This is a genomic window from Bradyrhizobium sp. BR 1433 (assembly GCF_051547665.1).
Taxonomy (GTDB): Bacteria; Pseudomonadota; Alphaproteobacteria; order Rhizobiales; family Xanthobacteraceae; genus Bradyrhizobium; species Bradyrhizobium australafricanum.
In genome coordinates this window covers 316,762-340,640 of sequence record NZ_JBPUGG010000001.1, presented here as the reverse complement: position 1 = coordinate 340,640, position 23,879 = coordinate 316,762, and the positions used below count along the sequence as shown (strand labels likewise).

Genomic DNA, 23,879 nt, shown 5'->3' with positions numbered 1-23,879 from the left:
TTCCCACCCGATTTCCGAGAATGGCGGCCCCGCCTAATTCGGCCGCGACACGATCTCGATCATCTGGCCCTCGTCGGCGTCGGGCGCATGGGCCTTCGCCTTGTCGTAGGCGGCGAGCGCGGCGCGGCTCACGGGCACGCCGGGCAGCAAGGTCTCGGCGAGCCGCACGGCGTAGTCGGCATCCTTGTGGCGCAGCGCCGCGGTGAACGATGCGCCGGAGAAGTTGCGGTCGATCATCCGCTTGGAGTGGCGGATCACCTGCGGGCTCGCCACCGCGCCGGTCGCCAGCGCCTCGGCCACCAATTGCATGTCGAGGCCCGCCTGCTCGGCGATCGCCACGCCCTCGGCGAGGCTTGCGATCTGCACCGCGCCGATCAGGTTGTTGATCAACTTGAACACAGTGCCGGTGCCAACCGCGCCGAAATGGCGGATCGTGCTGCCGATCGGCGCTAGGAACGGCCGCGCCCGATCGAGATCGGCGGGATCCGCGCCCACCAGCAGCGTCAGCTTGCCGGCCGCCGCCGCCTCCGGCAGGCCGGTGACCGGGCAATCGATGTAGACCAAGCCACGGCTCTGCAGTTCGCGCGCCATCTCGACCGTGTGCTGGTACGAGACCGTGGAGCATTCGATCGCGAGCGTGCCGGCCTTCATGTTGGCGGCGGCGCCGTCCCTGGTCAGCCAGACCGCGCGCGAGGCTTCGTCGTCGGCGACCATGGTCACCACAGCATCGGCGTCGATTGCGGCATCCTCCGGCGAGGTCGCCCACAGCGCGCCGCGAGCGATCAGGTCCGCGGCCTTGGCCTTGCTCCGGTTCCACACCGCGACCGTGAAGCCGGCATCGAGGTAACGGCCGGCCATGCCGTGGCCCATGCGTCCCAATCCGATGAAAGCGACGCGCGGCATGGGCTAATCCACATCCTCAACGGAGCCGGGCCCGGTGCCGAAGGCACGCTGCGCCAAGGTCGCCGCCATGAATTCATCGAGGTCGCCATCGAGCACCCCCGACGTGTCGGAGGTCTGCACACCGGTGCGCAGGTCCTTCACCATCTGATAGGGCTGCAACACATAGGAGCGGATCTGGTGACCCCAGCCGATGTCGGTCTTGGCGGCCTGATCGGCGGCAGCCTGCTCCTCGCGCTTCTTCAGCTCGATCTCGTAGAGCCGCGCGCGCAGCATGTCCCAGGCCTGCGCCCGGTTCTTGTGCTGGGAGCGGCCGGCCTGGCAGACCACCGCGATGCCGGTCGGGATGTGCGTCAGGCGCACCGCCGACTCGGTCTTGTTGACGTGCTGGCCGCCGGCGCCGCCCGACCGCATGGTGTCGGTGCGGACATCGGACTCCTTGATCTCGATCTTGATGCTGTCGTCGATCACAGGGAAGATCTGCACCGACGAGAACGAGGTGTGCCGCCGCGCGTTGGAATCGAACGGCGAGATGCGCACCAGGCGATGCACGCCGGCCTCGGTCTTCAGCCAGCCATAGGCGTTGTGGCCGCTGATCTGGATGGTGGCGGACTTGATGCCGGCCTCTTCACCCTGGGATTCTTCGAGGAACTCGATCTTGAAGCCGTGCTTCTCCGCCCAGCGCGTGTACATGCGCAGCAGCATCTGCGCCCAGTCCTGGCTCTCGGTGCCGCCGGCGCCGGCATGGACTTCGAGATAGGAATCGAACTTGTCGGCCTCGCCCGACAGCAGCGCCTCCAGCTCGCGCCGGGCGACCTCCTTCTTGAGATCCTTGAGCGCCTTCTCGGCCTCGGCGACCACGCCCTCATCGTTCTCGGCCTCGCCGAGCTCGATCATGCCGATATTGTCCTCGAGCTCGCGCTCGACCTTGCCGATGCCTGAGAGCGCGTCCTCCAGTGAGGTACGCTCCTGCATCAGCCGCTGGGCCTTCTGGGGATCGTTCCAGAGATTGGGGTCTTCTGCAAGCTTGTTCAGCTCAGCGAGGCGTGCCGTCGATTGTTCGACGTCAAAGATGCCTCCTCAGCAGCCCGACTGACTGCTTGATCTCTTCAACAAGGCGTTCGATTTCCGCGCGCATGGTCTTTCAGGTGTTGGCTAAAAAGGTTCCGGGGGATGTAGCGACCGGCGCGGCAAAGCGCAATCGACTTGGCCGCACTATCCCGGCGATTTGGCCGGATCGACCGCTAGTAAAGCCCCCCGGTTCCCGGACGCATGAAGAAGCCGCCATCCGGCTGCGCCCCATTCTGCGACGGCTGCGGGCCAGGCGCAGGGCCGCGCCCATCGGCATCGGCGACGCCGATGACCGAATAGTTCTCCGGCGGCGCGGTGCCCGGCTTGAAGGCTTCGAGGATGGTGTTGCCGCCGTCGCCGGGACCGGCGCGCATGCCGGTCTTGGCGTCGACGCGGATCAGCTTGATGCCGGCCGGAACCTTGAACGGCGTCGGCGGCTTGTCGGCGAGCGCAAGCTTGAGGAAGTCGCGGGCGATCGGCGCGGCGACGTGGCCACCGGTGGCGGCGCGGCCGAGATTGCGCGGCTTGTCGTAGCCCATGTAGACGCCGACTGCGAGATCGGGCGAGAAGCCAACGAACCAGACGTCCTTCTCGTCGTTGGTGGTGCCGGTCTTGCCGGCGATCGGCTTGCCGACTTCCTTCACGACGGTCGCGGTGCCGCGCTGGACCACGCCTTCCATCATCTCGGTGATCTGGTAGGCGGTCATCGGATCGAGCACCTGTTCGCGGCGGTCGACCAGCTGCGGCTCCGGCTGGCTCTTCCATCCCCCCGGCGCGTCGCAGCCGCGGCATTCGCGGGTGTCGTGCTTGAAGATGGTATGGCCGTAGCGATCCTGGATGCGATCGATCAGCGTCGGCTTCACCCGGCGGCCGCCATTGGCGAACATCGAATAGGCCGTGACCATGCGCATCACGGTCGTTTCGCCGGCACCCAGCGCATACGACAGATAGTTCGGCAATTCGTCATAGACGCCAAAGCGCTTGGCGTATTCGCCGACCAGCGGCATGCCGATGTCCTGCGCGAGCCGCACCGTCACGGTGTTGAGCGAGCGCTGCAGCGCGTTGCGCAGCGTGGTCGGGCCGTAGTATTTGCCGGTCGAATAGTTTTCCGGACGCCACACGCCGGCGCCCTGCCCCTGATCGATCTCGATCGGCGCGTCGATCACCGTGGTCGACGGCGTATAGCCATTGTCCAGCGCCGACGAGTACACGATCGGCTTGAACGACGAACCCGGCTGCCGGTAGGCTTGCGTCGCGCGGTTGAATTGGCTCTGGTCGAACGAGAAGCCGCCGACCATCGCGAGCACGCGGCCGGTCCACGGATCCATCGCCACCATGGCGCCGGACACTTCAGGCAATTGCCGCAGGCGATACTGGCCTTCGACCGCGTTGCCGTCCTTGGTCACCAGCGGATCGGCGTAGATCACGTCGCCCGGCTGCAGCACCTGCGAAACGGCGCTCGGCGCCTTGCCCTTGGTCTTGGCCCAGCGCACGCCGTCGATCGTGATGATGCCGGTCTGCCGCTCCTTGCTGACCGCGCCGCCGAGCTCGCGACCCGGCTGGAAGCCGATCCGCGCCGACTGATCGCTGGTCTCGAGCACGACGGCCATCCGCCACGGCGAGATGTCGGACAGCGACTTCACATCGGCAAGCTTGACGCCCCAGTCACCGGAAATGTCGAGCTTGTGCAGCGCCCCGCGCCAGCCCTGCGCCTCGTCGTAATTGACAAGCCCCGCGACCATGGTCTTGCGCGCCATCACCTGGATCTTGGGATCGAGCGTGGTGCGCACCGACAGACCACCCTCGTAGAGCTTCTTTTCGCCGTAGCGCTCGAAGATGTCGCGGCGGACCTCCTCGGCGAAATATTCGCCGGCGAAGATGTGCGCGCCGTTCGAGCGGCTGGTGACGTTGAGCGGGTCCTTGCGCGCCTTGTCGGCGTCGGCCTGCTTGATCCAGCCGTTCTCCAGCAGACGATCGATCACATAATTGCGGCGCTCGATCGCGCGGTCGCGGTTGCGCACCGGATGCAGCGCCGCCGGCGCTTTCGGCAGCGCGGCGAGATAGGACGCCTCCGCAATCGTCAGCTCGTTGACCGACTTGTCGAAATAGACCAGCGACGCCGCCGCGATGCCGTAGGCACCGAGGCCGAGATAGATTTCGTTCAGATAGAGCTCGAGGATGCGGTCCTTGGAATAGGCGCGCTCGATGCGCATCGCCAGCAAGGCTTCCTTGATCTTGCGGCTGAACGAGACCTCGTTGGTGAGCAGGAAGTTCTTCGCGACCTGCTGGGTGATGGTCGAGGCGCCCTGCGGGCGGCGGTTCGAGCCGTAGTTCTGCGCATAAAGGATCGCAGCGCGCGCCATGCCCTGATAGTCGATGCCACCGTGCTCGTAGAAGTTCTTGTCTTCGGCGGCGAGGAAGGCGTTGATCACGAGCTTCGGCACCGCCTGGATCGGCAGATAGAGCCGGCGCTCCTTGGAATATTCGCCAAGCAGCGCGCCGTCGGCGGCATGCACGCGGGTCATCACCGGCGGCTCATAGTCCTGCAGCTGCGAGTAGTCGGGCAGATCCTTGGAGAAATGCCAGATGGCGCCAGCGACGGCGGCGACACCGACCAGGAACACGACGGTTCCGGCGGCGAACAAGAAACCCATAAACCGCACGAGCAGGCGCATTATCGACGTTCCGTTCCTACCCTCCGGCGCTCAGTCGTCAGAAGCGCCTGTCCAAAAGTGCGAAAGCCTCACACAACGAAGCTTTGGCCCAGCGAGCCACCTTGCGCACGCGAGTATACAAGAGCCGCCGGACAATATGGTCGATTCTGCGGACCTGCGGTCCATTGTCTATACCGTCGCGGCTGTGGCCAAACTAGGGCTTCGGCGCAACGGCCCCGGCTTTTCAGCGGGCCGATTTCACTTTGCCGACCCGGCAGTTGCCAGCCGTTTGGCGAAGAACGTGTCGATCGCCTGGACCATCAAGCCGACCGCCTTGTTCCGCCAGCTCTCCGAGACCAGGTGCTCGAGGTCGCCCTTGTTGGAGACGTAGCCGATCTCGACCAGCACGGACGGCACGTCGGGCGCCTTTAGCACCCGGAAGCCGGCCGATTTGAGCGGGTGCTTGTGCATCCGCACGGTGGTCTTCATCTCGTCCATCAGAAGACGGGCGAAGCGATTGGAGAATGTCTTGGTTTCGCGCTGCGCGAGGTCGATCAGGATGTCGGCGACCTCGGTCGGCTCGTCGGTCAGGTTCACGCCGGCGATGGCGTCGGCCTTGTTTTCCGCCTCCGCCAGCCGTTCGGCCTCGGCGTCGGAGGCCTTGTCCGACACCGTGTAGATCGTGGCGCCCTGGGCATCGCCCTCGCGGCGCGGCAGGGCGTCGGCGTGGATCGAGACGAACAGCGCCGCGGACTGGGAGCGCGCGATCTTCACCCGATCGTTGAGCGGGATGAAGGTGTCGTCGGACCGCGTCATGACCACCCGATACTTGCCCGACTTTTCGATCCGGTCGCGCAGGGCAAGGCCAAAGCCCAGCACCAGGTTCTTCTCGGTCTGGTCGCCGGATTGCGTGCCGTTGTCGATGCCGCCGTGACCGGGATCGATCACGATCAGCGGGCGCGCGTCGGTGGCCGCAACCGGCGGCAGCGCCGCCGAGGTAACGGCCGGAATGGTCGCCGTGGTGGATTCGGAAATCGCCGGTTTCGATTCGGGCCGGCTCGCGGGCGCCAGCGACTGCACGAAGCTGGTGCGGTCGACCTCCTCGAAGTCCAGCACCAGCCGCGGCGGCTGGCCATTGGCGGCATCGAGCACGTAGGAATTGGCGATCTTCACCGGTCCGGTCAGGTCGAACACGATCCGCGAGCCGCCGGGCATCACGAGGCCATAGCGGAACGCCTTCACCAAGCCCCGCCCCGCCGAGCCGGTGCCGGCCGCGAGCTGAAAATCGACCTGTGGGATATCGACCACGACGCGGTAGGGGTCCGCGAGCGGGAAGGCGCGAAACTCGATCTTGCGGTCGAGGTCGAGGATGAATCGGGTCTGCTTGGCGTCGCCGGCGAGCCTGGCGCCGGATGCGACCGGGAAATTCGGGGAGCTCGCGGCCGGCGCAGGCGGGCTGTTCTGCGGGCCCTCAGCGGCGCTCGGGGCGCCGGCAATGGCAAACACCGATGTTGCGGCGCAAAATAGCCCGCATCCCAGAAAAACAAGGTGTTTTGCGCGGTTCGCCACCCAATTCGTAGCCTCCCAGCTGCTTCTTACCGCATTAGAACCACACGGTTAATCGCCCCCTAATGACGCTCCGGCGAAAAGAACCGAGTGTTGCGGCGGCGTGACGCTTCCCTTGCACGCGGCGGTCAATCCACGTATGTACGAGGTGCTGACGGCTAGTACTCCCGGTTGTGTCGCGTTCAGCCTCCCGGTGCAGCGGTGGAACCTTCCTGATCGAAGATCCCGCCGTGTTTTTCCGGTCCCTCCCCAGCCAGCGCCGCGCGCGGCTGACACGGAGTGGCGGATTCAAGCCCGAGCGGCGTCCGGTCCCAGGCACACTCCCTCGCCAGAGGGACGGTTTGAGACAAGGCATAACCGATTATCCGGTCCCTTGGGGCCTCGATATGCGATGGCCGGCAGGCGCTTCGGCGCCAGACGGGGCTTTCAGCAAAAGATACGGCGGTATTTTTCGCCGCCAACATGTTTAGACGGGCCGACGCTTAATGCGCCAGACTGCATTGCCGACCAGGATCCCCCGAATGATCGCGCTGACGCGAGGTGAAAACTTCGCCCGTCGCATCATCCCGGTGAGTTCCCGTCCGGCGCTGCGCCGCGAGATGCGTTTCGGCCTTCCCCTCACCCCCGAATCAGGTGGACCGTCGCGTCACCGGGCGGCGCAGTTTGCGCGCGCCATGATCCGCGCCCGCCGCCGTCAAGAGCTCCAAAATGCCCAACAAGATGTTGATCGATGCCACCCACCCGGAAGAGACCCGGGTCGTCGTGGTCCGTGGCAATCGCGTCGAAGAGTTTGATTTCGAGACCGCCCAGCGCAAACAGTTGCGCGGCAACATTTATCTCGCCAAGGTTACGCGCGTAGAGCCGTCGCTGCAGGCCGCCTTCATCGAGTATGGCGGCAACCGGCATGGCTTCCTAGCCTTCAGCGAAATCCATCCCGACTATTACCAGATCCCGGTCGCCGACCGTCAGGCGCTGATCGAGGCCGACGAGCGCGCCCATCGCGAGGCCGAGGAAGAGCACGAGAACCGCGGCCATCGCCGCCGGTCGCGCCATCGCAATGCCCGTCGCCGCGGCCATGGCGAGCGCGTCCAGAGCGAGGTGATCGAGGGCGCGAACGACACGCAGGCGCTGCCCACCATCGAGGCCCACGAACATCCCGTCGATGCCGAGCATCACGAACATGACGCCGGGCACCACGATCACGGCCTGGTCGCCCACGAAGGCCACGAGCATGAGGCGCATGATCATGCGCATCACGAGGACCATGAGCATCACCATGATCATGACCACGACGATCATGGCCACCACGATCATGGTCACGACGACCATCACGACCACGATCATGCCCATGATCACGACCACGCCCCCGAGGTGAGCGAGGCGGCGGCTGCCGACGCCCCCTCCGACCCCGTCGTTGCGGTGGTCGAAGCCTCCGCCGCGTCGGCCGCGCCCGAGACCGTCGAGACGGTCGAGGTCGATCATGAGCCCGAGCGGGTCCATGAGGAGCAGATCGAGGAAAACGCCGCGCATGCCGACGACGCGCCGCATGTGGCTTCCGACGAGCTTCACGCCGCCGCGGATGAACACGCGGTCGCCGAATATGGCGCGCTCGCCGAGGTGGTCGCGCCCGAGACCGGGCCTGGCGACGAGGCCGGCGAAGATGACGAAGAGGATGAGGGCGAGGAAGGCGAGGAAGAGGACGTCGTCGAGTCGGTCGGCGGCGACGACGTGCTCGAGGAGGTTCCGGAGCGCCCGTTCCGCCCGCGCCGCCAGTACAAGATCCAGGAAGTGATCAAGCGCCGGCAGGTGATGCTGGTGCAGGTCGTCAAGGAAGAGCGCGGCAACAAGGGCGCCGCGCTGACCACCTATCTGTCGCTCGCCGGCCGCTACGCCGTGCTGATGCCCAACACCGCGCGCGGCGGCGGCATCAGCCGCAAGATCACCTCCGCCCAGGACCGTTCGCGGCTGAAGGAAGTGGTGCAGGATCTCGACGTGCCCGAGGGCATGGGGATCATCCTGCGCACCGCCGGCGCCTCCCGCAGCAAGCCGGAAATCAAGCGCGACTTCGAATACCTGATCCGGATGTGGGAAACGGTGCGCGACCTGACGCTGAAGTCGCAGGCGCCGACGCTGGTCTATGAGGAAGGCTCGCTGATCAAGCGCTCGCTGCGCGACCTCTACAACAAGGAGATCGACGAGATCCAGGTGGCGGGCGAAGCCGGCTACCGTGAAGCGCGCGACTTCATGAAGATGCTGATGCCGGCCAATGTGCGGGCGGTGAAGCAATATCGCGACGGCCAGCCGCTGTTCTCGCGCATGGGCGTCGAAAGCCAACTCGACGCGATGTTCTCGCCGACCGTGCAGTTGCGCTCCGGCGGCTACATCGTGATCAACCAGACCGAGGCGCTGGTCTCGATCGACGTCAACTCCGGACGGGCGACGCGCGAGCACCATATCGAGGACACTGCGCTCAAGACCAATCTGGAAGCGGCGGAAGAAGTCGCGCGCCAATTGCGCCTGCGTGACCTCGCCGGCCTGATCGTCATCGACTTCATCGACATGGACGAGAAGCGCAACAACCGCGCGGTCGAGCGCAAGCTGTCCGACTGCCTGCGCCAGGACCGTGCGCGGATCCAGGTCGGCCGCATCTCGCATTTCGGCCTCTTGGAAATGTCGCGCCAGCGCATCCGCGCCAGCGTGCTCGAAAGCTCGACGGAGCCCTGCCCGCAATGCGGCGGAAGCGGTCACGTCCGCTCGGTCTCGTCGGTGGCGCTGCAGCTCTTGCGCGGCATCGAGGAGATCCTGATGAAGGGCGCGACCCACAACCTGGTGGTCCGCACCCGCACCGACGTCGCGCTGTACGTGCTCAACCACAAGCGCGGCCATCTGCGCGATCTCGAAGACTCCTTCCGGGTTTCGCTGTCGATCGTCGCGGATGCCACGGTGCATGGCCAGCAGTCCTACATCATCGACCGCGGCGAGCAGGTGCATACGCTCGAAGCCGCCAAGGCGCTGCTCGCTGCGCAGGCTGCCGCTGCGCCGGCTCAGGCCGAAGAGGCCGATGACGAGGAAGAGCTGTTCGAATACGAGGCCGAGATCGAGACCGACGAGACCGATGGCCTCGCCGACGAGCGGGCGGCCGGTGATGAAGCAGGCTCCGCCGAGGGCGAAGGCGACGGCCAGCGCCGCAAGCGGCGCCGCCGGCGTCGCGGCCGCGGCGGCAGCGAGGCGCGTGAAGGCGCCCAGCAGCCGCGCGAGGACGGCGATCTCATGCATGTCCTGCCCGAAGGCACCGAGGCGGTTGCCGCCGCCGATGCCGAAGGCGATGAGGACGAAGGTGACGAGCAGCAGGGCGCTGCCCGCGACGACCAGGCCGGCAATGGCGATCGTCGTCCGCGGCGCCGCGGACGCCGTGGCGGCCGCCGCCGGCGCGGCAGTGGCGGACCGGATGACGGTCTCGCCGGATCGATCTCCGATGAGTTGAGCCCGGCGGCGACGTCGGAGGCCTCCGACGCAGTCGCCGATTTCGATAGTCATGACGCGGAGCCGGCTCCCTCGCTGGCGCAGCCCGAACTGGTGGCCGAGCCGCCGGAGTGGCAGCCGACCGAGGTCGCCCCCGTCGAGCCGGTCGCGGCACCCGAGCCCGAAACCGCCACGGCGTCTGCCGCCGAGGACACTGCCGAAGGCGACCGTGCCCAGCGTCGCCGCTCGACGGTGCGCGAAAAGGTCAACTTCGCATCGAGCCCGCAGCCCGAGGCATCAGCGGCGCTGGTTCAAAGCCCCGCGGAGGAAGCCCCTGAGCCGGCCGCGGCTACTCCAGAGCCGGCACCGGCCGCTGCGGCCGAGGCTCCGGCCCGCAAGGGCTGGTGGTCGCGCCGCTTCGGCGGCGGCAACTAGCACCACCTGCAAGTCAAAACGCCCGGTTCACGCCGGGCGTTTTTACTGAACAGGCAATCCGTTCGTCGGACGCCGGCGTAACGGAGCCTGACGGAGACGGATCCCAATGCAAAGCGCGATCGTTCTTGGCGGCGGCATGGTGGGCGTCAGCACGGCGCTGCATCTGCAGCGTCGCGGCTGGTCGGTGACGCTCGTCGACCGCAAGGAGCCGGGCCGCGAAACCAGCTACGGCAATGCCGGCATCATCCAGAGCGAAGCGGTGCGGCCCTACCCGATGCCGCGCGATCCCGCCATCCTCGCCCGGATCGCGATGGGGCGCACCAACGATGTGCGCTATCGCCTGGCGTCGCTGCCGCAGCACGCCGGCCCGCTGCTGCGCTATTGGTGGAACTCGACGCCCGAGCGGCACCGCGAAGCCACCATCGCCTGGGCGCGCCTGATCGCCTACGCCACCGCGGAGCACGACACGCTGATCCGCGGCGCCCATGCCGACAATCTGATCCGCCGCGCCGGCTATCGCCTGCTGCATCGCGACCCGGCCGCGCTGGAGCAGGCCATTGCAATCGCCGAGGAGAACCAGCGCGACTTCGGCGTGACGTTTCGCGTGCTTGATGGCCGCGAGCTCGCCAAGGCGGAACCGTTGCTGCGCGACGACCTGCCCGGCGCCATTCACTGGCTTGGGCCCTGGACCGTGTCGGACCCCGGCGGACTTGTTTCCGCCTATGCCGGACTGTTCGAGCGTCTCGGCGGCACGCTGCTGCGCGGCGATGCGCAGACGCTGACGCAGACGACGTCCGGCTGGTCGGTCGACACCAGTGGCGGCCGGATCGATGCCGCCCACGTCGTGGTCACGCTCGGCCCGTGGTCACCGCAATTGCTGCGCAAGTTCGGCTACCGGATCCCGCTGGTGCGCAAGCGCGGCTACCACATGCACTATCAGGGCGGCCGCTCGCTCGACCTGCCGCTGGTCGACACCGCGAACGGCTACGCGATGGCGCCGATGGCCAAGGGCATCCGCATCACCACTGGCGCGGAGCTGACCAGTCCCGACGCACCGGCGACGCCGATCCAGCTCGGCTACGCCGAAGCGGCGGCGCGCGAGCTGATCGAGATCGGCAGCCGCGTCGAGCCCGAACCGTGGTTCGGCACCCGCCCCTGCACAACCGACATGCTGCCGGTGCTCGGGCCGGTGCCGCGGCATCGCGGGCTGTGGGTGAGATTTCGGCCACGGCCATCAGGGCTTCACGCTCGGCCCCGCGACCGCGCGGGTGCTGGCCGAAACGATGAACGGCGAGGCATCCGCGGTGGACACCTCGCCGTATCGGCTGGACCGGTTCTAACTAAGGAGAACTAGTCCGTCGTCAACGCGGTCTCCATGTCGGTTGGGTCGACCTGTTCGGCGAGATTGGCATTGAGCTTGTCGCGGTCGAGCTCGCCCTCCACCAGGCGACGATCACGCAAGCCACGCCGTTGCCGCACAGATTGGTCAGCGCGCGGCACTCGCTCATGAACTTGTCGATGCCGAGCACGATCGCCATGCCCGGCACCAGCCGCGGATCGACCACCGCAAGCGTCGCCGCCAGCGTGATGAAGCCGGCACCGGCGATGCCGGAGGCACCCTTCGAGGTCAGCATCGCCACGATCAGGATGGTGATCTGCTGGCTGAAGGTGAGATCGAAGCCCAGCGCCTGTGCGATGAACAGGGTCGCCAGCGTCATGTAGATGTTGGTGCCGTCGAGGTTGAACGAATAGCCCGTGGGCACCACGAGGCCGACCACCGATTTCGAGCAGCCGAGACGTTCGAGCTTCTCCATCAATGATGGCAGCGCGCTCTCGGAGGACGAGGTGCCGAGCACGATCAGGAGCTCGTCCTTGATGTAGGCCAGGAACTTGAAGATCGAGAACCCGGCGATCCGCGCGATGATGCCGAGCACCACGAACACGAACAACGCGGCGGTCAGATAGAACGTCGCGATCAGCCCCATCAGGTTGAGGATCGCGCCGGTGCCGAACTTGCCGATGGTGAAGGCCATCGCGCCGAATGCGCCGATCGGCGCCGCCCGCATCACGATCGAGATGACGCCGAACACCGCATGCGCGGCGTCGTCGATGAACGAGCGGATGGTGTGGCCGCGCTCGCCAAGGCCCATGATCGCGAAGCCGAACAGCACCGAGAACAGCAGCACCTGAAGGATCTCGCCCTGCGCGAATGCGCCGACCACTGTGTCCGGAATGATGTGCAGCACGAAGTCGACGCTCTTCTGCGCCTCCGCCTGCTTGGCATAGCCGGCGACCGCCTGCGCGTTCGCCGCCGCATTGCCGAAGCCGGCGCCAGGCCTGACCAGATTGCCGACGAGCAATCCGATCACCAGCGCGAAGGTCGAGACGACCTCGAAATACACCAGCGCCTTGACACCGATGCGGCCGACCTTCTTGGCATCTTGTATATGGGCGATGCCCGATACCACGGTGCAGAAGATGATCGGCGCGATCACCATCTTGATCAGCTTGATGAAGCCGTCACCGAGCGCCTTGATCCACTCGTTGGTGGCAAGGCCCGGCCACAACCAGCCGACCAATGCGCCGAGCACGATCGCGATCAGGACCTGGACATAGAGAACTTTATACCACGGCTTGCTGCCGGCGCTCGCCGGCGCAGCCGTGACAACGGTTGCCGTTGCCATGTGTCACTCCCCCTCAGAAATGGCGGAAACAGCCAAGATCAACTTGGCGGTTCAAGTCAAATGGAACTATGTGGGCCCTGCCGCTTATCCGCGATGATCCGCGCGCCACAGTGCCGGCGAAACCACGGCACTGCGCTGCGAAACCGATCCGAAAGGCAAAGCGAACGCCGGAAGGCTCTTGATGGCTCTTGGAGTTTGAAGGCTCCTGGAGTTCGCGGGCTATTTAAGCCAATGCGCGATCCGTGCAACTGCTTCCTGCATCTCCGCGGCCGAGCGTGCATAGGAAAAACGGATGAAGGCGCGGCCGTGGATCGGATCGAAATCGACGCCGGGGGTCGCCGCGACATGCGCCTTCTCGAGCATCTCGCTGGCGAAGGCGAAGCTGTCGGAGGTGAAGTCGGAGACGTCGGCATAGAGGTAGAACGCGCCGTCAGCGGGAAGGAATTTGGTCAGGCCGGCCTTCGGCAGCCCTTCGATCAGGATGCGGCGGTTCTCCTGATAGCCGCGCTTGATCGCCTCCATCTCCTCGCGGCCTTCGAACGCCGCTTCGGCCGCGATCTGCGACAGGGTCGGCACCGAGATCGACAGGTTCTGCTGCAGCCGCTCGATCGGCCGCACCAGCACGTCGGGCACCACCATCCAGCCGACACGCCAGCCGGTCATGCAGAAGTACTTCGAGAACGAGTTGATCACGAGCGCGTTCGGCGACAGCTCTGCGGCCGTCACCGCAGGGAACGCGTAGTCGAGCCCGTGATAGATCTCGTCGGAGATGAAGCGGATGCCGGCGCTGTCGGCGGCCGCCATCAGGGTCGACAGCGCCTCGCGCGACATCATGGTGCCGGTCGGGTTGGCGGGGCTGCCGACCAGCACGCCCTTCAGCGGCGCCTTGCGGTGGGCGGCGAGCAGCGCCTCGCCGGTCAGGGCATGGCGGGTGTCGCCGGAGGTTTCGATCAGCACTGGCTCGCAGCCCAGCGCGGTCAGGATATGGCGGTACGGCGGATAGCCCGGCACGGTCACCGCGACCCGGTCGCCCGGTTCGAACATCGCAAGAAACGCCAGGATGAACCCGCCCGACGAGCCGGTCGTGACGATGATGCGCTCCGCGTCGACCGCGCAACCATACGTGTCGCCGTAGTGCCGGGCGATGCGCGCGCGCAGCGAGGGAATGCCGAGCGCCGAGGTGTAGTCGATCCGCCCGTCCGCAAGCGCGGCCTGCGCGGCCGCGATCGCCGGCTTCGGCGCGCCTGCGGCAGGCTGCCCCACCTCCATATGGATGACATGGCCGCCGGCGGCCTCGATTCGCGCGGCCGCCGCCATCACGTCCATCACCATGAACGGCGGAACATCGCTCCGTCCGGACGCTGTCAACAGGCTGCTTACACGGTCTCTCGGTGTCGCTTCACGCATGGATTTCTGCTATTGCACGGCCGCTGCCGAATTCGGGTTCCCGTTACCGGCTGCCGCCCCAGACTGGCCGCATTCGGTGGCTCCTTATAACGCTTTCAGGCCAAGTGAATACCCGGTTCGCGTGAAGAAGAACTGCAAAAACAACAGACTGCGCCACGCGCCTGATCCGGTCGGGCCCGGAACACGGACTTGTGCCGGCGCGGCCAGTCATCGCCGATAGATCGCCCATGCTGTTCCGCCTCGCGCTTCGCACCAGGACCTTCAAGCTGACCGCGCTCATGACTGCGGTTGCGCTCGCGGTCGGCCCCGTGGTCCCTGCGCGAGCCCAGCAAAAAGGCCCGCCGGTGCTGCGCGACACCGAGTCCGAGCAGCTGTTGCGCGAATACACAAGGCCGATCCTGCGCGCCGCCGGTCTGGAGAAGCAGAACATCCAGATCGTGATCATCAACGACGGCTCGTTCAACGCCTTCGTCGCCGACGGCCGGCGCATCTTCGTCAATTACGGCGCGCTGCTGCAATCGGAGACGCCGAACCAGATCATCGGCGTGCTGGCGCACGAGACCGGCCACCTCGCCGGCGGCCATCTCGCCAAGATGCGCGAGCAGCTGGCGCAAGCCCAGACCCAGATGATCATCGCGATGCTGCTCGGCGTCGGCGCGCTTGCCGCGGGTGCGGGCGGCCGCGGCAATGGTCTCTCCAGCGCCGGCGCCGCGGCGATCTCGGCGCCGCAAGCGGTCATTCAGCGCACGCTATTGTCCTATCAACGCCAGCAGGAAGAGAACGCCGACCGCGCCGGCGTCAAGTTCCTGAATGCGACCGGACAATCCGCCAAGGGCATGTACGAGACGTTCAAGCGCTTCACCGACGAGAGCCTGTTCGCCTCGCGCGGGGCTGACCCTTATCTGCAGTCGCATCCGATGCCGGTCGATCGCGTCTCCGCGCTGCAGGAACTGGCGCGCTCCAGCCCCATCTGGGACAAGAAGGACGATCCGGCGCTGCAGCTGCGCCACGACATGATGCGCGCCAAGATCTCGGGCTTCATGGAGCGGCAGGACACGGTCTACCGCCGCTATCCGCTGTCCAACACCAGCCTGCCGGCGCGCTATGCACGCGCGATCACGACCTATCTGCACGGCGATCTGCGCTCGGCGATCGCGCAGATCGACGGCTTGATCCAGGTGCAGCCCAACAATCCCTATTTCCATGAATTGCGCGGCCAGGCGCTGCTCGAAGGCGGCCGGCCGGCCGAAGCCATCGCGCCGCTGCGCCGCGCAGTGCAGCTCTCCAGCAATTCGCCGTTGATCGAGATGCTGCTCGGCCAGGCGCTGGTCGCCTCGGACAACAAGGCCTACACCGACGAGGCGATCAACATGCTGCGTGCCGCGGTGGCGCGCGAGCCCGAGGCGCCGCTCGGCTATACCCAGCTCGCGATGGCCTATGGCCGCAAGGGCGACTATGCCCAGGCCGACCTCGCCTCGGCGCAGGCCGCCTATCTCCGCGGCGACACCAAGACCGCCCGCGATCTTGCGTCACGCGCCAAGACGCGGTTCGCGATCGGCACGCCCGGCTGGGTCAAAGCTGACGACATTGTGAGCGCCAAGCCCATGCCGGGTCAGAAAAACAACTAGAAATAAACCGTAGTTCCATACAACGATCACCGAAACCGGCTCACGGCCCCGCCGTTTTTTTGAGCCACCGCGAACAAGGATTTTGTCATGCCAGCGCTTCGTTTTCTTGCCCCTGCCCTGCTCGCGCTCGGCGTTTGCGCCGCGCCGCTTCCGGCGTCCGCGCAGAGCTTCACCGACACCCAGCGCGGCGACATCGAGACCATCGTGCGCAACTATCTGATCGCGCACCCGGAGGTGCTCGAGGAGGCGATGAACGAGCTGAGCAAGCGGCAGGCCGCCGCCGAAGCCGAGAAGCATGAGCAGAGCGTCGCCAAGAACGCCGACACCATCTTCAATTCGCCGCGCGGCGTCATGCTCGGCAACAAGGACGGCGACGTCACCTTCGTCGAGTTCTTCGATTACAATTGCGGCTACTGCAAGCGCGCGATGTCCGACATGCTCGATTTGATGAAGGCGGATCCGAAGCTGAAGGTCGTGCTGAAGGAATTCCCGGTGCTGAGCCAGGGCTCGGTCGAGGCCGCGCAGGTCGCGGTCGCCGTGCGCATGCAGGATCCGACCGGCAAGAAGTATCTCGATTTCCACCAGAAGCTGCTCGGCGGCCGCGGCGCCGCCGACAAGGCGCGCGCGCTGGCGGTCGCCAAGGAGGTCGGTCTCGACATGGCGAAACTCGAGAAGGATATGGCGAGCCCCGAGGTGAAGGCGACCATCGAGGAGAACTTCCGCCTCGCCGAATCCATGGGCATGAACGGCACACCGAGCTACGTGATCGGCAAGCAGGTCGTGATCGGCGCCGTCGGCGTCGACAACCTCAAGGAAAAGATCGGCATCGCCCGCTGCGGCAAGGCGACCTGCTGATCGCCGCTCCGACAGCGCTCATCGCGTACAAGATCCGGCTGCGATGCAGCCGGATTTTTTGTGGCCGCCACCGAACCGATTCCGCGCGGGTCGCAACCAAGGGCCGTCACCAACGACGCAAGTCGCGCGAAGCCGAAAATATAGCGCGACCTAATCTCGAGATCGAAGAGCATTTCGGCGGCTTCAATTTCGGCGGCGGCAACGGCCAGCTCGATCATGCGGGCGCGGAGTTCGACTGGGCCTGCGGTTGAAGCAGCCGCGCATTCATCTCGCGCGTTCATCGCGCATTCACCTCAAGAACAAACCGCAAGGAACCGCAAATCAACAGGAACATCGCACATGCTCTCCCGTTGTCGGCGCGGGCAATGCTGAAAAACGAGGAGGAATTACGATGTCTAACCGCTTTCTGATTTCGGTCGCGGCGGCGGCTTTGATCGCCGGCACCGGTTTCGCGAACGCACAGGGCGCCGGCGGCGCCAACAAGGAAACCGGGGCCGGTGGTGGTGCGACCACGCAGCAGTCTGCACCGTCCGGTGGTGCGTCATCGGGCACCATGCAGCATGACAAGAGCGGCATGAAGGGTTCCGAGCATTCGACGACCGGTGAGTTCGAGCACCAAGGGTGCGGAGTCCGACAAGTCCGGCACGGCCACCAAGGGCGCGCAGGACAGTACCCAAAAGTCGAAGGGCATGAGCTCGGAGAACGAAGCGACCAAGGGCTCCAAGGAGGGCTCGAAGGACATGAAGGCCGAAGGTCGCGACAAGAGCGGCAACATGAAAGCCGAGGAGCGTGACAAGAGCGGCAAGATGAACGCCGAGGGCCGCGACAAGAGCGGTGCCGGTGCCACGACCAACCAGAACGCTCAGACCAAGAGCCCGGCCGACCCCAACCGCGCGCAGACCAACGACACGAGCCGCACGCAGACCACGACCGGCAACGCGGCAACGTCGGCCACCGCGGCTCCGCCGGCCGAGAAGCGCAGCCAGATCACGACCGCGATCAAGTCGGAGCACGTGACCGAAGCCACCAACGTCAACTTTAACGTGTCGGTCGGCACCCGCGTTCCGGCTGACGTTCACTTCTACCCGGTGCCGGAGCGGGTCGTGACGATCTACCCGCAGTGGCGCGGCTATCAGTTCATCCTGGTCAAGGGCCGCTACGTGATCGTGCAGCCTGAGACCCATGAGATCGTCTACATCATCGAGGGCTAAACCGGCCTCGGTGCGAGGGCGCCCAAACGGGCCCTCGCCTTCATCTCGACCCGCCCCCTTCGGGGCGGGGTCTTGCTTTCGGCCGCACCCCGCATCACGCAGTGGATGGCGGGCCGGAGCGCCCGCCGAGGGCAGCTTCCGCAAGATTTGGTTAATCAGCATTTTCCGTAGGTTAGGACAGTCATCTAACAGGGTGGAGGAAGTTGTTGAAGACGTTCTGATTTCACCTAAAGACTTCCCCTTCGGCCGGTTGTTACCTATAACCCGGCCCACTCCACCCCTTGTCGGACCCCTCTCGGAACCTTTGGCCGGAACTCTTGGAACCTTTGGCCGGAACTCTTGGCAGGAAACTCTGGAATGGCTGCTGCCGGAACGATCTATGTGCTGAACGGCCCGAACCTCAATCTGCTGGGGACGCGCGAGCCGGAGACCTACGGCCATGCCACCCTCGCCGATGTCGAGAAGCTGTGCGCGGACACCGCGCGCCAGTTCGGGCTGAGCGCCGACTGCCGGCAGTCCAACCGCGAGGGCGAACTGATTGACTTCATCCATGAGGCCCACGCCAAGAAGGCGGTCGGCATCATCATCAACGCCGGTGGCTACTCTCATACCTCGATCGCGCTGCATGACGCGCTGATCGCGGTCAAGATCCCCGTGGTCGAAGTTCACGTCAGCAACATCCACGCCCGCGAAAGCTTCCGACACCACTCGTTCACTGCTAAAGCCGCCTTCGCGTCACTTTGCGGCTTCGGCATCGACGGCTACCGGCTTGCGATCATCGGCCTCGCCACCAGGATCGGCGTCAAGATCGACGCCAAGCCAAAGACTTAATCGTCAATCCTGACGTTCCCCGTCACCAGACAAAGATTTTGGATCACAGAGCATGGCGCGCCAGCCAGACGACAAATCAACCGCAAAAAAGAACAACTCCAAGAGCGACGACAGCGCCCTCATTCGCGAACTCGCGCTGCTGCTTGCGGAAACCAATCTGACCGAGATCGAGATCGAGCGTGCCGGCCTGCGTGTCCGCGTCGCGCGCAACATCAGCATCGCGGCCTCGGTGCCCGCCGCCTCCGTGGCGGGCGTTGCCGCACCGGCCGCCATTGCCGTCCCGGTGGCTGCGGCTGCGACCGATCTCGCCAAGCACCCGGGCGCCGTGCCGTCGCCGATGGTCGGCACCGCCTACTGGGCGCCCGAGCCGGGCGCCAAGCCGTTCATTGAAGTCGGCACCAAGGTCTCCGCCGGCCAGACGCTTCTGATCATCGAGGCGATGAAGACGATGAACCAGATCCCGTCGCCGCGCGCGGGCACCGTGACGCAAATTCTCGTCGAGGACGGCCAGCCGGTCGAATTCGGCGAGCCGCTCGTCATCATTGAATAGCTTCCGTCAACACCAGGCGCTGCGATGTTCGACAAGATCCTCATAGCCAATCGCGGCGAGATCGCGCTTCGCGTGCTGCGCGCCTGCAAGGAACTCGGCATCTCAACCGTCGCGGTGCATTCCACCGCCGACGCCGACGCCATGCATGTGCGGCTCGCCGACGAGAGCGTGTGCATTGGCCCGCCGCCGTCGAAGGATTCCTATCTCAACGTGCCGGCGCTGCTCGCGGCCTGCGAGATCACCGGCGCCGACGCCGTGCATCCCGGCTACGGCTTCCTGTCTGAGAACGCGCGCTTCGCCGAGATCCTCGCCGACCACAATCTGGGCTTCATCGGACCGAAGGCCGAGCACATCCGCCTGATGGGCGACAAGATCGAAGCCAAGAAGACCGCCAAGCGCCTCGGCATTCCCGTGGTGCCCGGCTCGGACGGCGCGGTGACCTCGGAGGCCGACGCGCTCGCGATCGGCAGAGACATCGGATTCCCGGTGCTGGTCAAGGCGGCGGCCGGCGGCGGCGGCCGCGGCATGAAGGTCGCCCATACCGAGGCTGACCTCGCGCTCGCGCTCTCGACCGCGGCCAACGAGGCCAAGTCTGCGTTCGGCGACGCCTCTGTCTACCTGGAGAAATACCTGCAGAAGCCGCGCCACATCGAGATCCAGATTCTCGGCGACGGCCGCGGCGGCGCCATCCATCTCGGCGAGCGCGACTGCTCGCTGCAACGCCGTCACCAGAAGGTCTGGGAGGAAGGCCCCTCGCCCGTGCTCGCGGCGGCGGCGCGCGCCAGGATCGGCGAGACCTGCGCCAAGGCGATGCGGGACATGAAATATCTCGGCGTCGGCACCATCGAATTCCTCTACGAGGACGGCGAGTTCTATTTCATCGAAATGAACACGCGCATCCAGGTCGAGCATCCCGTCACCGAAAGCATCACCGATATCGATCTCGTGCTGGAGCAGATCCGGATCGCCGCCGGCGGCGACCTTCCGGCCAAACAGGACGACATCGCGATCATCGGCCACGCCATCGAGTGCCGCATCAATGCGGAGAACCCGCAGACCTTCCGTCCCTCGCCCGGACGGATCACGCAATTCCATCCGCCTGGCGGCCTCGGCGTGCGGATCGATTCCGCCGTCTATCAGGGCTATGTGATCCCGCCCTATTACAACTCGCTGGTCGGCAAGCTGATCGTGCACGGCAAGACCCGCGGCGAATGCCTGATGCGGCTGCGCCGGGCGCTGGACGAGATGGTGGTCGACGGGATCGAGACGACGCTGCCGCTGTTCCGCGCGCTGGTACGCGAGCCCGACATCATCGAGGGCGACTACCATATTCACTGGCTGGAGCAGTACCTCGCCGGCCAGCCATCCGACGCCGCAAAATAGTTCGGAACTCCGTGGAACCCAGCCCTTCCTCAAACGTACTATAGGGTTATTGGCTTTCCACGGGGACGCGTTAAATCCCACTCCCATAGCGAGATCGTCGTGACGGTCGTTTCACGACGCCGGTCGACGTTACAGATCCTCCTGCTGTCGGCGGGATTTTTCGTGCTGGTCGCGGTCAGCGTGGCGTCCGTCCTGCTGGTCAACAAGGCGCGCGAGGACAACGCCTGGGTGATTCACACCGTCGAGACCGACAGCCAGATTGCCAACCTGCTGCTCGACATCAGGCGCGCCGAAAGCGCGACCAGGGCGTATCTGCTGACATCAGCACCACAATACCTGTCCGAGTACCAGTCCGCGGCAGCAGGAGTCCCGGCCGCGCTCAACCATCTCCAGATGATGACCGTGGATAATCCGGCGCAGGTTGCCAATGCCGCGAAGCTCAAGGCCGCCGTCGAGCAACGGCTGGCCGAGTTCGCGCTCAGCATCGAGCGCGTCAAGAACAACGACACGGCGACCAGCATCGACGTCCTGCGCAAGACCACATCGACCGATGCGGTCGAGGCGATCGCCCGGATCGCCCGCGACATCCGCACCGAGGAGGATCGTCTGCTGGCGCTGCGCACCGCGACGGCGGACAAGACCCAGGTGCTGGCCTCCTCCGTCACGATCGCCGGCTCCTGCATGGTGCTGGCGCTCGCCGCTCTCTCAGTGGTGCTGCTGCGGCGATCGTCGCGGGCGCGCGATGAGGCCGAGGCCAGGCTGCGCGACAGCAATGTCAATCTCGAAACCATCGTCGACGAGCGCACCTCCGACCTACGCGAGGCCAACGAGGAAATCCAGCGCTTCGCCTATATCGTCAGCCACGATCTGCGCTCGCCGTTGGTCAACATCATGGGCTTCACCAGCGAGCTCGAGGAACTGCGCGGCGACATCTTCAAGCGCATCGCCACGCTCAATCGCGCCGCGTCGCTGGCGCCGGCGATGCCGGAAGACGCGACCGATGTGGCCGAGCCCGAGCTTGAAGGCTCCGACAAGCGGCTATCCGACGATTTCAACGAATCGCTCGGTTTCATCAAATCGTCGATCGCCAAGATGGATCGCCTGATCAGTGCGATCCTCAATCTCACCCGCGAGGGCCGCCGCGAGTTCAAGCCCGAACGCATCGATCTGCGCGAGCTGATCGACGGCATCGTCAAGACGATGGCTCACCAGGCCGTCGAGGCCAACGCGACCGTCGAGGTCGGCGCGCTGCCAAATATCGTCAGCGACCGCCTCGCGCTGGAGCAGATCTTTTCCAATCTGGTCGACAACGCCCTCAAGTACCTCAGGAACGGCGTTCCCGGCGAGATTTCGATCGAGGGCCGCACCAAGCTCGGCTTCGCGATCTTCGAAGTCACCGACAACGGCCGCGGCATCGATCCGAAGGACCACCAGCGCATCTTCGATTTGTTCCGTCGCGCCGGAACCCAGGACAAACCCGGTCAGGGCATCGGGCTTGCCCATGTCCGCGCACTTGTGCGCAGAGCTGGGCGGCACCATGTCGGTAGCATCGGAACTTCACAACGGCAGCACCTTCACGATCACGCTGCCTATCAATTGGTCAGGCAAGAACCGGGACAAAGTGACATGAGTGATCCAGTCACCATCATCATGATCGAGGACGACGAGGGCCATGCCCGCCTGATTGAGCGGAATATCCGGCGCTCGGGTGTCAACAATGAGATCATCCCGTTCACCAACGGTACAGAGGCGGTCAACTACCTGTTCGGCAAGGATGGCAGCGCCGTCGAGCGCAAGGGCCAGGCCCTGCTGATCCTGCTCGATCTCAATCTGCCCGATATGACCGGCATCGATATTCTGAGGCGGGTCAAGGAGAACAAATATCTCAAGTCGACGCCGGTGGTCGTGCTGACCACGACCGACAACTCCCAGGAGATCAAGCGTTGCTACGAGCTGGGTTGCAACGTCTACATCACCAAGCCGGTGAACTACGAAAGCTTCGCCAACGCCATTCGTCAGCTTGGCCTGTTCTTTCCGTGATTCAGGTGCCGCCGGCTTCCGTATGACCAGCGCAACGCCGACACTGCTCTACATCGACGACGACGCGGCGCTGGCGCGCCTCGTCGAACGCGGGCTGACGCGCGCGGGCTACAAGGTCGTGCACGCCGCAAGCGGCCAGGAAGGCCTCGACCGGCTCGCCCAGGGCGGCATCGACGTCGTCGCGCTCGATCAGTATATGCCCGGCCTCGACGGGCTGGAGACCCTGGAGCAGATCCTCAAGATACCGGACGCTCCGCCGGTGGTGTTCGTCACCGCGTCGCAGGATTCGGCGATCGCCGTCACCGCGCTGAAGGCCGGCGCGGCGGACTATCTGGTCAAGGACGTCAGGGGCGAGTTCATCCCCCTGCTCCAGGTCGCGGTGAACGGCGCGATCCGGCAGGCCGCGCTCCAGAAGGCGCGCGACGAGGCCGAGGCCGAGGTGCACGCCTCGCGCGACCGCTACGCCGCGCTCGCCGCAGAGCGTGAGGTTCTGCTCCGCGAGGTCAACCATCGCGTCGGCAATTCGCTGCAGATCATCGCCTCGTTGCTGCATCTGCAGGCCAACTCCGCGACCCAACAGGATGTGAAGGCCGCGCTCACCAACGCGATGGGGCGCGTCGCGGCCGTTGCACAGGTGCACCGCCGCCTCTACACCTCGCAAGACTTCAAGACGGTGATGCTCAACCAGTATCTCGAGGCACTGCTCGAGGATCTCCGGCGATCGGCCGAAGGCAACAAGATGTCGCGGCTGACCTTGAAGGCCGACCCGATCGAGATCGATCCCGACCGCGCGGTCGCGATCGGCATCATCGTCAACGAGCTGGTGATGAACGCCGTGAAGTACGCCTACCCCGACGGCGCCGGCCCGATCCATGTCGAGCTGAAGCCGCAAGGCGACGATCTGCAGCTCGCGATCAGCGACGACGGGGTCGGCTTTTCCGACAAGGCCGATCCGCGCGGCACCGGCATGGGCCAGCGGATCGTCAGCGCGATGGCAGCCAAGCTCGATGCCAGCGTCGAGCGCGACCCCGGCCACAAGGGCACCCGCTTCGTGGTGCGGTTCGCCCGCGTCAGCCCGGTGCTCGACAAATCGACAAGCGCCGCCGCCAGCTAATGCCGCAAATTTCAGCAAATTCGATTGACTTGTCCGGTTCGCTTTAACGACTACGTCATGCTGTTGATGAATCGCGGCGCGCCAAGCC

Annotated in this window: 15 protein-coding genes and 4 pseudogenes; 11 read left to right on the top strand and 8 right to left on the bottom strand. The window is 65.5% G+C overall.

Annotated features, from left to right (window positions below; translation table 11 throughout):
- Nucleotides 1-33: 33 nt before the first annotated feature.
- The 6 genes from ACSKB9_RS01695 to ACSKB9_RS01670 all read right to left on the bottom strand — a co-directional run bounded on the left by ACSKB9_RS01695 (nucleotide 34) and on the right by ACSKB9_RS01670 (nucleotide 7,541).
- On the bottom strand, nucleotides 34-903 hold the full coding sequence (locus ACSKB9_RS01695; protein ID WP_438071315.1) for an NAD(P)-dependent oxidoreductase: 870 nt from the start codon (nucleotides 901-903) through the stop codon (nucleotides 34-36).
- 3 nt (nucleotides 904-906) lie between these two features.
- Nucleotides 907-2,038, bottom strand: a protein-coding gene (prfB, locus tag ACSKB9_RS01690) for a peptide chain release factor 2 (protein WP_141342568.1) whose coding sequence is annotated in 2 segments (ribosomal slippage) — nucleotides 907-1,968 and nucleotides 1,970-2,038 — 1,131 coding nt in all. Because the reading frame shifts where the segments join, the coding sequence is not laid out codon by codon here.
- Between the two features lie 106 nt (nucleotides 2,039-2,144).
- A complete protein-coding gene (locus ACSKB9_RS01685) occupies nucleotides 2,145-4,646 on the bottom strand; it encodes a penicillin-binding protein 1A (protein WP_438071314.1) in 2,502 nt (833 codons plus the stop codon).
- Nucleotides 4,647-4,883: 237 nt separating this feature from the next.
- Nucleotides 4,884-6,194 (bottom strand): N-acetylmuramoyl-L-alanine amidase, encoded by a 1,311-nt coding sequence (locus ACSKB9_RS01680; RefSeq protein WP_438071312.1) that lies wholly within the window; start codon nucleotides 6,192-6,194, stop codon nucleotides 4,884-4,886.
- 615 nt (nucleotides 6,195-6,809) lie between these two features.
- Nucleotides 6,810-7,097 carry a hypothetical protein gene (locus tag ACSKB9_RS01675; RefSeq protein ID WP_438071311.1) on the bottom strand — a complete coding sequence of 96 codons (288 nt, stop codon included), beginning with the start codon at nucleotides 7,095-7,097 and terminating at the stop codon, nucleotides 6,810-6,812.
- A gap of 6 nt (nucleotides 7,098-7,103) precedes the next feature.
- Complete coding sequence (locus ACSKB9_RS01670) at nucleotides 7,104-7,541, bottom strand: hypothetical protein (protein ID WP_438071309.1); 438 nt, start codon at nucleotides 7,539-7,541, stop codon at nucleotides 7,104-7,106.
- A 21-nt stretch (nucleotides 7,542-7,562) separates the two neighbouring features.
- Between ACSKB9_RS01670 and ACSKB9_RS01665 the strand changes: the two genes are divergently transcribed.
- Together ACSKB9_RS01665 and ACSKB9_RS01660 are read left to right on the top strand one after the other, a co-directional pair.
- A complete protein-coding gene (locus ACSKB9_RS01665) occupies nucleotides 7,563-10,088 on the top strand; it encodes an Rne/Rng family ribonuclease (RefSeq protein WP_438071307.1) in 2,526 nt (841 codons plus the stop codon).
- 106 nt (nucleotides 10,089-10,194) lie between these two features.
- A pseudogene (locus tag ACSKB9_RS01660) lies at nucleotides 10,195-11,428 on the top strand (NAD(P)/FAD-dependent oxidoreductase).
- A gap of 10 nt (nucleotides 11,429-11,438) precedes the next feature.
- Here ACSKB9_RS01660 and ACSKB9_RS01655 read toward each other — a convergent pair.
- Nucleotides 11,439-12,772, bottom strand: a pseudogene (locus tag ACSKB9_RS01655) (dicarboxylate/amino acid:cation symporter).
- A gap of 219 nt (nucleotides 12,773-12,991) precedes the next feature.
- Nucleotides 12,992-14,179 carry a pyridoxal phosphate-dependent aminotransferase gene (locus ACSKB9_RS01650; protein ID WP_438071306.1) on the bottom strand — a complete coding sequence of 396 codons (1,188 nt, stop codon included), beginning with the start codon at nucleotides 14,177-14,179 and terminating at the stop codon, nucleotides 12,992-12,994.
- Between the two features lie 227 nt (nucleotides 14,180-14,406).
- On the opposite strand from ACSKB9_RS01650, the gene ACSKB9_RS01645 reads away from it, so the two are divergent.
- The 9 genes and pseudogenes from ACSKB9_RS01645 (at nucleotide 14,407) to ACSKB9_RS01605 (ending at nucleotide 23,791) form a co-directional block, all read left to right on the top strand.
- Nucleotides 14,407-15,807 carry a M48 family metalloprotease gene (locus tag ACSKB9_RS01645; RefSeq protein ID WP_438071304.1) on the top strand — a complete coding sequence of 467 codons (1,401 nt, stop codon included), beginning with the start codon at nucleotides 14,407-14,409 and terminating at the stop codon, nucleotides 15,805-15,807.
- Between the two features lie 87 nt (nucleotides 15,808-15,894).
- Complete coding sequence (locus ACSKB9_RS01640) at nucleotides 15,895-16,662, top strand: DsbA family protein (protein ID WP_016840097.1); 768 nt, start codon at nucleotides 15,895-15,897, stop codon at nucleotides 16,660-16,662.
- 602 nt (nucleotides 16,663-17,264) lie between these two features.
- Complete coding sequence (locus tag ACSKB9_RS01635; RefSeq protein ID WP_438071302.1) at nucleotides 17,265-17,873, top strand: DUF1236 domain-containing protein; 609 nt, start codon at nucleotides 17,265-17,267, stop codon at nucleotides 17,871-17,873.
- 357 nt (nucleotides 17,874-18,230) lie between these two features.
- Nucleotides 18,231-18,704: a type II 3-dehydroquinate dehydratase gene (gene aroQ, locus ACSKB9_RS01630; RefSeq protein ID WP_438071300.1), complete on the top strand. Its 474-nt coding sequence runs from the start codon at nucleotides 18,231-18,233 to the stop codon at nucleotides 18,702-18,704.
- 52 nt (nucleotides 18,705-18,756) lie between these two features.
- On the top strand, nucleotides 18,757-19,254 hold the full coding sequence (accB, locus tag ACSKB9_RS01625; RefSeq protein ID WP_438071298.1) for an acetyl-CoA carboxylase biotin carboxyl carrier protein: 498 nt from the start codon (nucleotides 18,757-18,759) through the stop codon (nucleotides 19,252-19,254).
- 24 nt (nucleotides 19,255-19,278) lie between these two features.
- Complete coding sequence (accC, locus tag ACSKB9_RS01620) at nucleotides 19,279-20,637, top strand: acetyl-CoA carboxylase biotin carboxylase subunit (RefSeq protein WP_438071296.1); 1,359 nt, start codon at nucleotides 19,279-19,281, stop codon at nucleotides 20,635-20,637.
- 93 nt (nucleotides 20,638-20,730) lie between these two features.
- Nucleotides 20,731-22,267, top strand: a pseudogene (locus ACSKB9_RS01615) (sensor histidine kinase).
- Nucleotides 22,264-22,703, top strand: a pseudogene (locus ACSKB9_RS01610) (response regulator). The pseudogenes ACSKB9_RS01615 and ACSKB9_RS01610 overlap by 4 nt, the downstream one beginning before the upstream one ends.
- A complete protein-coding gene (locus ACSKB9_RS01605; protein ID WP_438071294.1) occupies nucleotides 22,700-23,791 on the top strand; it encodes a sensor histidine kinase in 1,092 nt (363 codons plus the stop codon). Before ACSKB9_RS01610 ends, ACSKB9_RS01605 begins: the two are co-directional and overlap by 4 nt.
- Nucleotides 23,792-23,879 lie beyond the last annotated feature (88 nt).

Coding starts and splice junctions, on each gene's coding strand:
- ACSKB9_RS01685 (WP_438071314.1), bottom strand. CDS start 4,646: ATGCGCCTGCTCGTGCGGTTTATGGGTTTCTTGTTCGCCGCCGGAACC.
- accB (WP_438071298.1), top strand. CDS start 18,757: ATGGCGCGCCAGCCAGACGACAAATCAACCGCAAAAAAGAACAACTCC.
- ACSKB9_RS01605 (WP_438071294.1), top strand. CDS start 22,700: ATGACCAGCGCAACGCCGACACTGCTCTACATCGACGACGACGCGGCG.
- ACSKB9_RS01695 (WP_438071315.1), bottom strand. CDS start 903: ATGCCGCGCGTCGCTTTCATCGGATTGGGACGCATGGGCCACGGCATG.
- accC (WP_438071296.1), top strand. CDS start 19,279: ATGTTCGACAAGATCCTCATAGCCAATCGCGGCGAGATCGCGCTTCGC.
- ACSKB9_RS01675 (WP_438071311.1), bottom strand. CDS start 7,097: ATGCCGGTTGCCGCCATACTCGATGAAGGCGGCCTGCAGCGACGGCTC.
- ACSKB9_RS01650 (WP_438071306.1), bottom strand. CDS start 14,179: ATGCGTGAAGCGACACCGAGAGACCGTGTAAGCAGCCTGTTGACAGCG.
- ACSKB9_RS01670 (WP_438071309.1), bottom strand. CDS start 7,541: ATGGGCATGATCGTGGTCGTGATGGTCGTCGTGACCATGATCGTGGTG.
- ACSKB9_RS01640 (WP_016840097.1), top strand. CDS start 15,895: ATGCCAGCGCTTCGTTTTCTTGCCCCTGCCCTGCTCGCGCTCGGCGTT.
- aroQ (WP_438071300.1), top strand. CDS start 18,231: ATGGCTGCTGCCGGAACGATCTATGTGCTGAACGGCCCGAACCTCAAT.
- ACSKB9_RS01645 (WP_438071304.1), top strand. CDS start 14,407: ATGCTGTTCCGCCTCGCGCTTCGCACCAGGACCTTCAAGCTGACCGCG.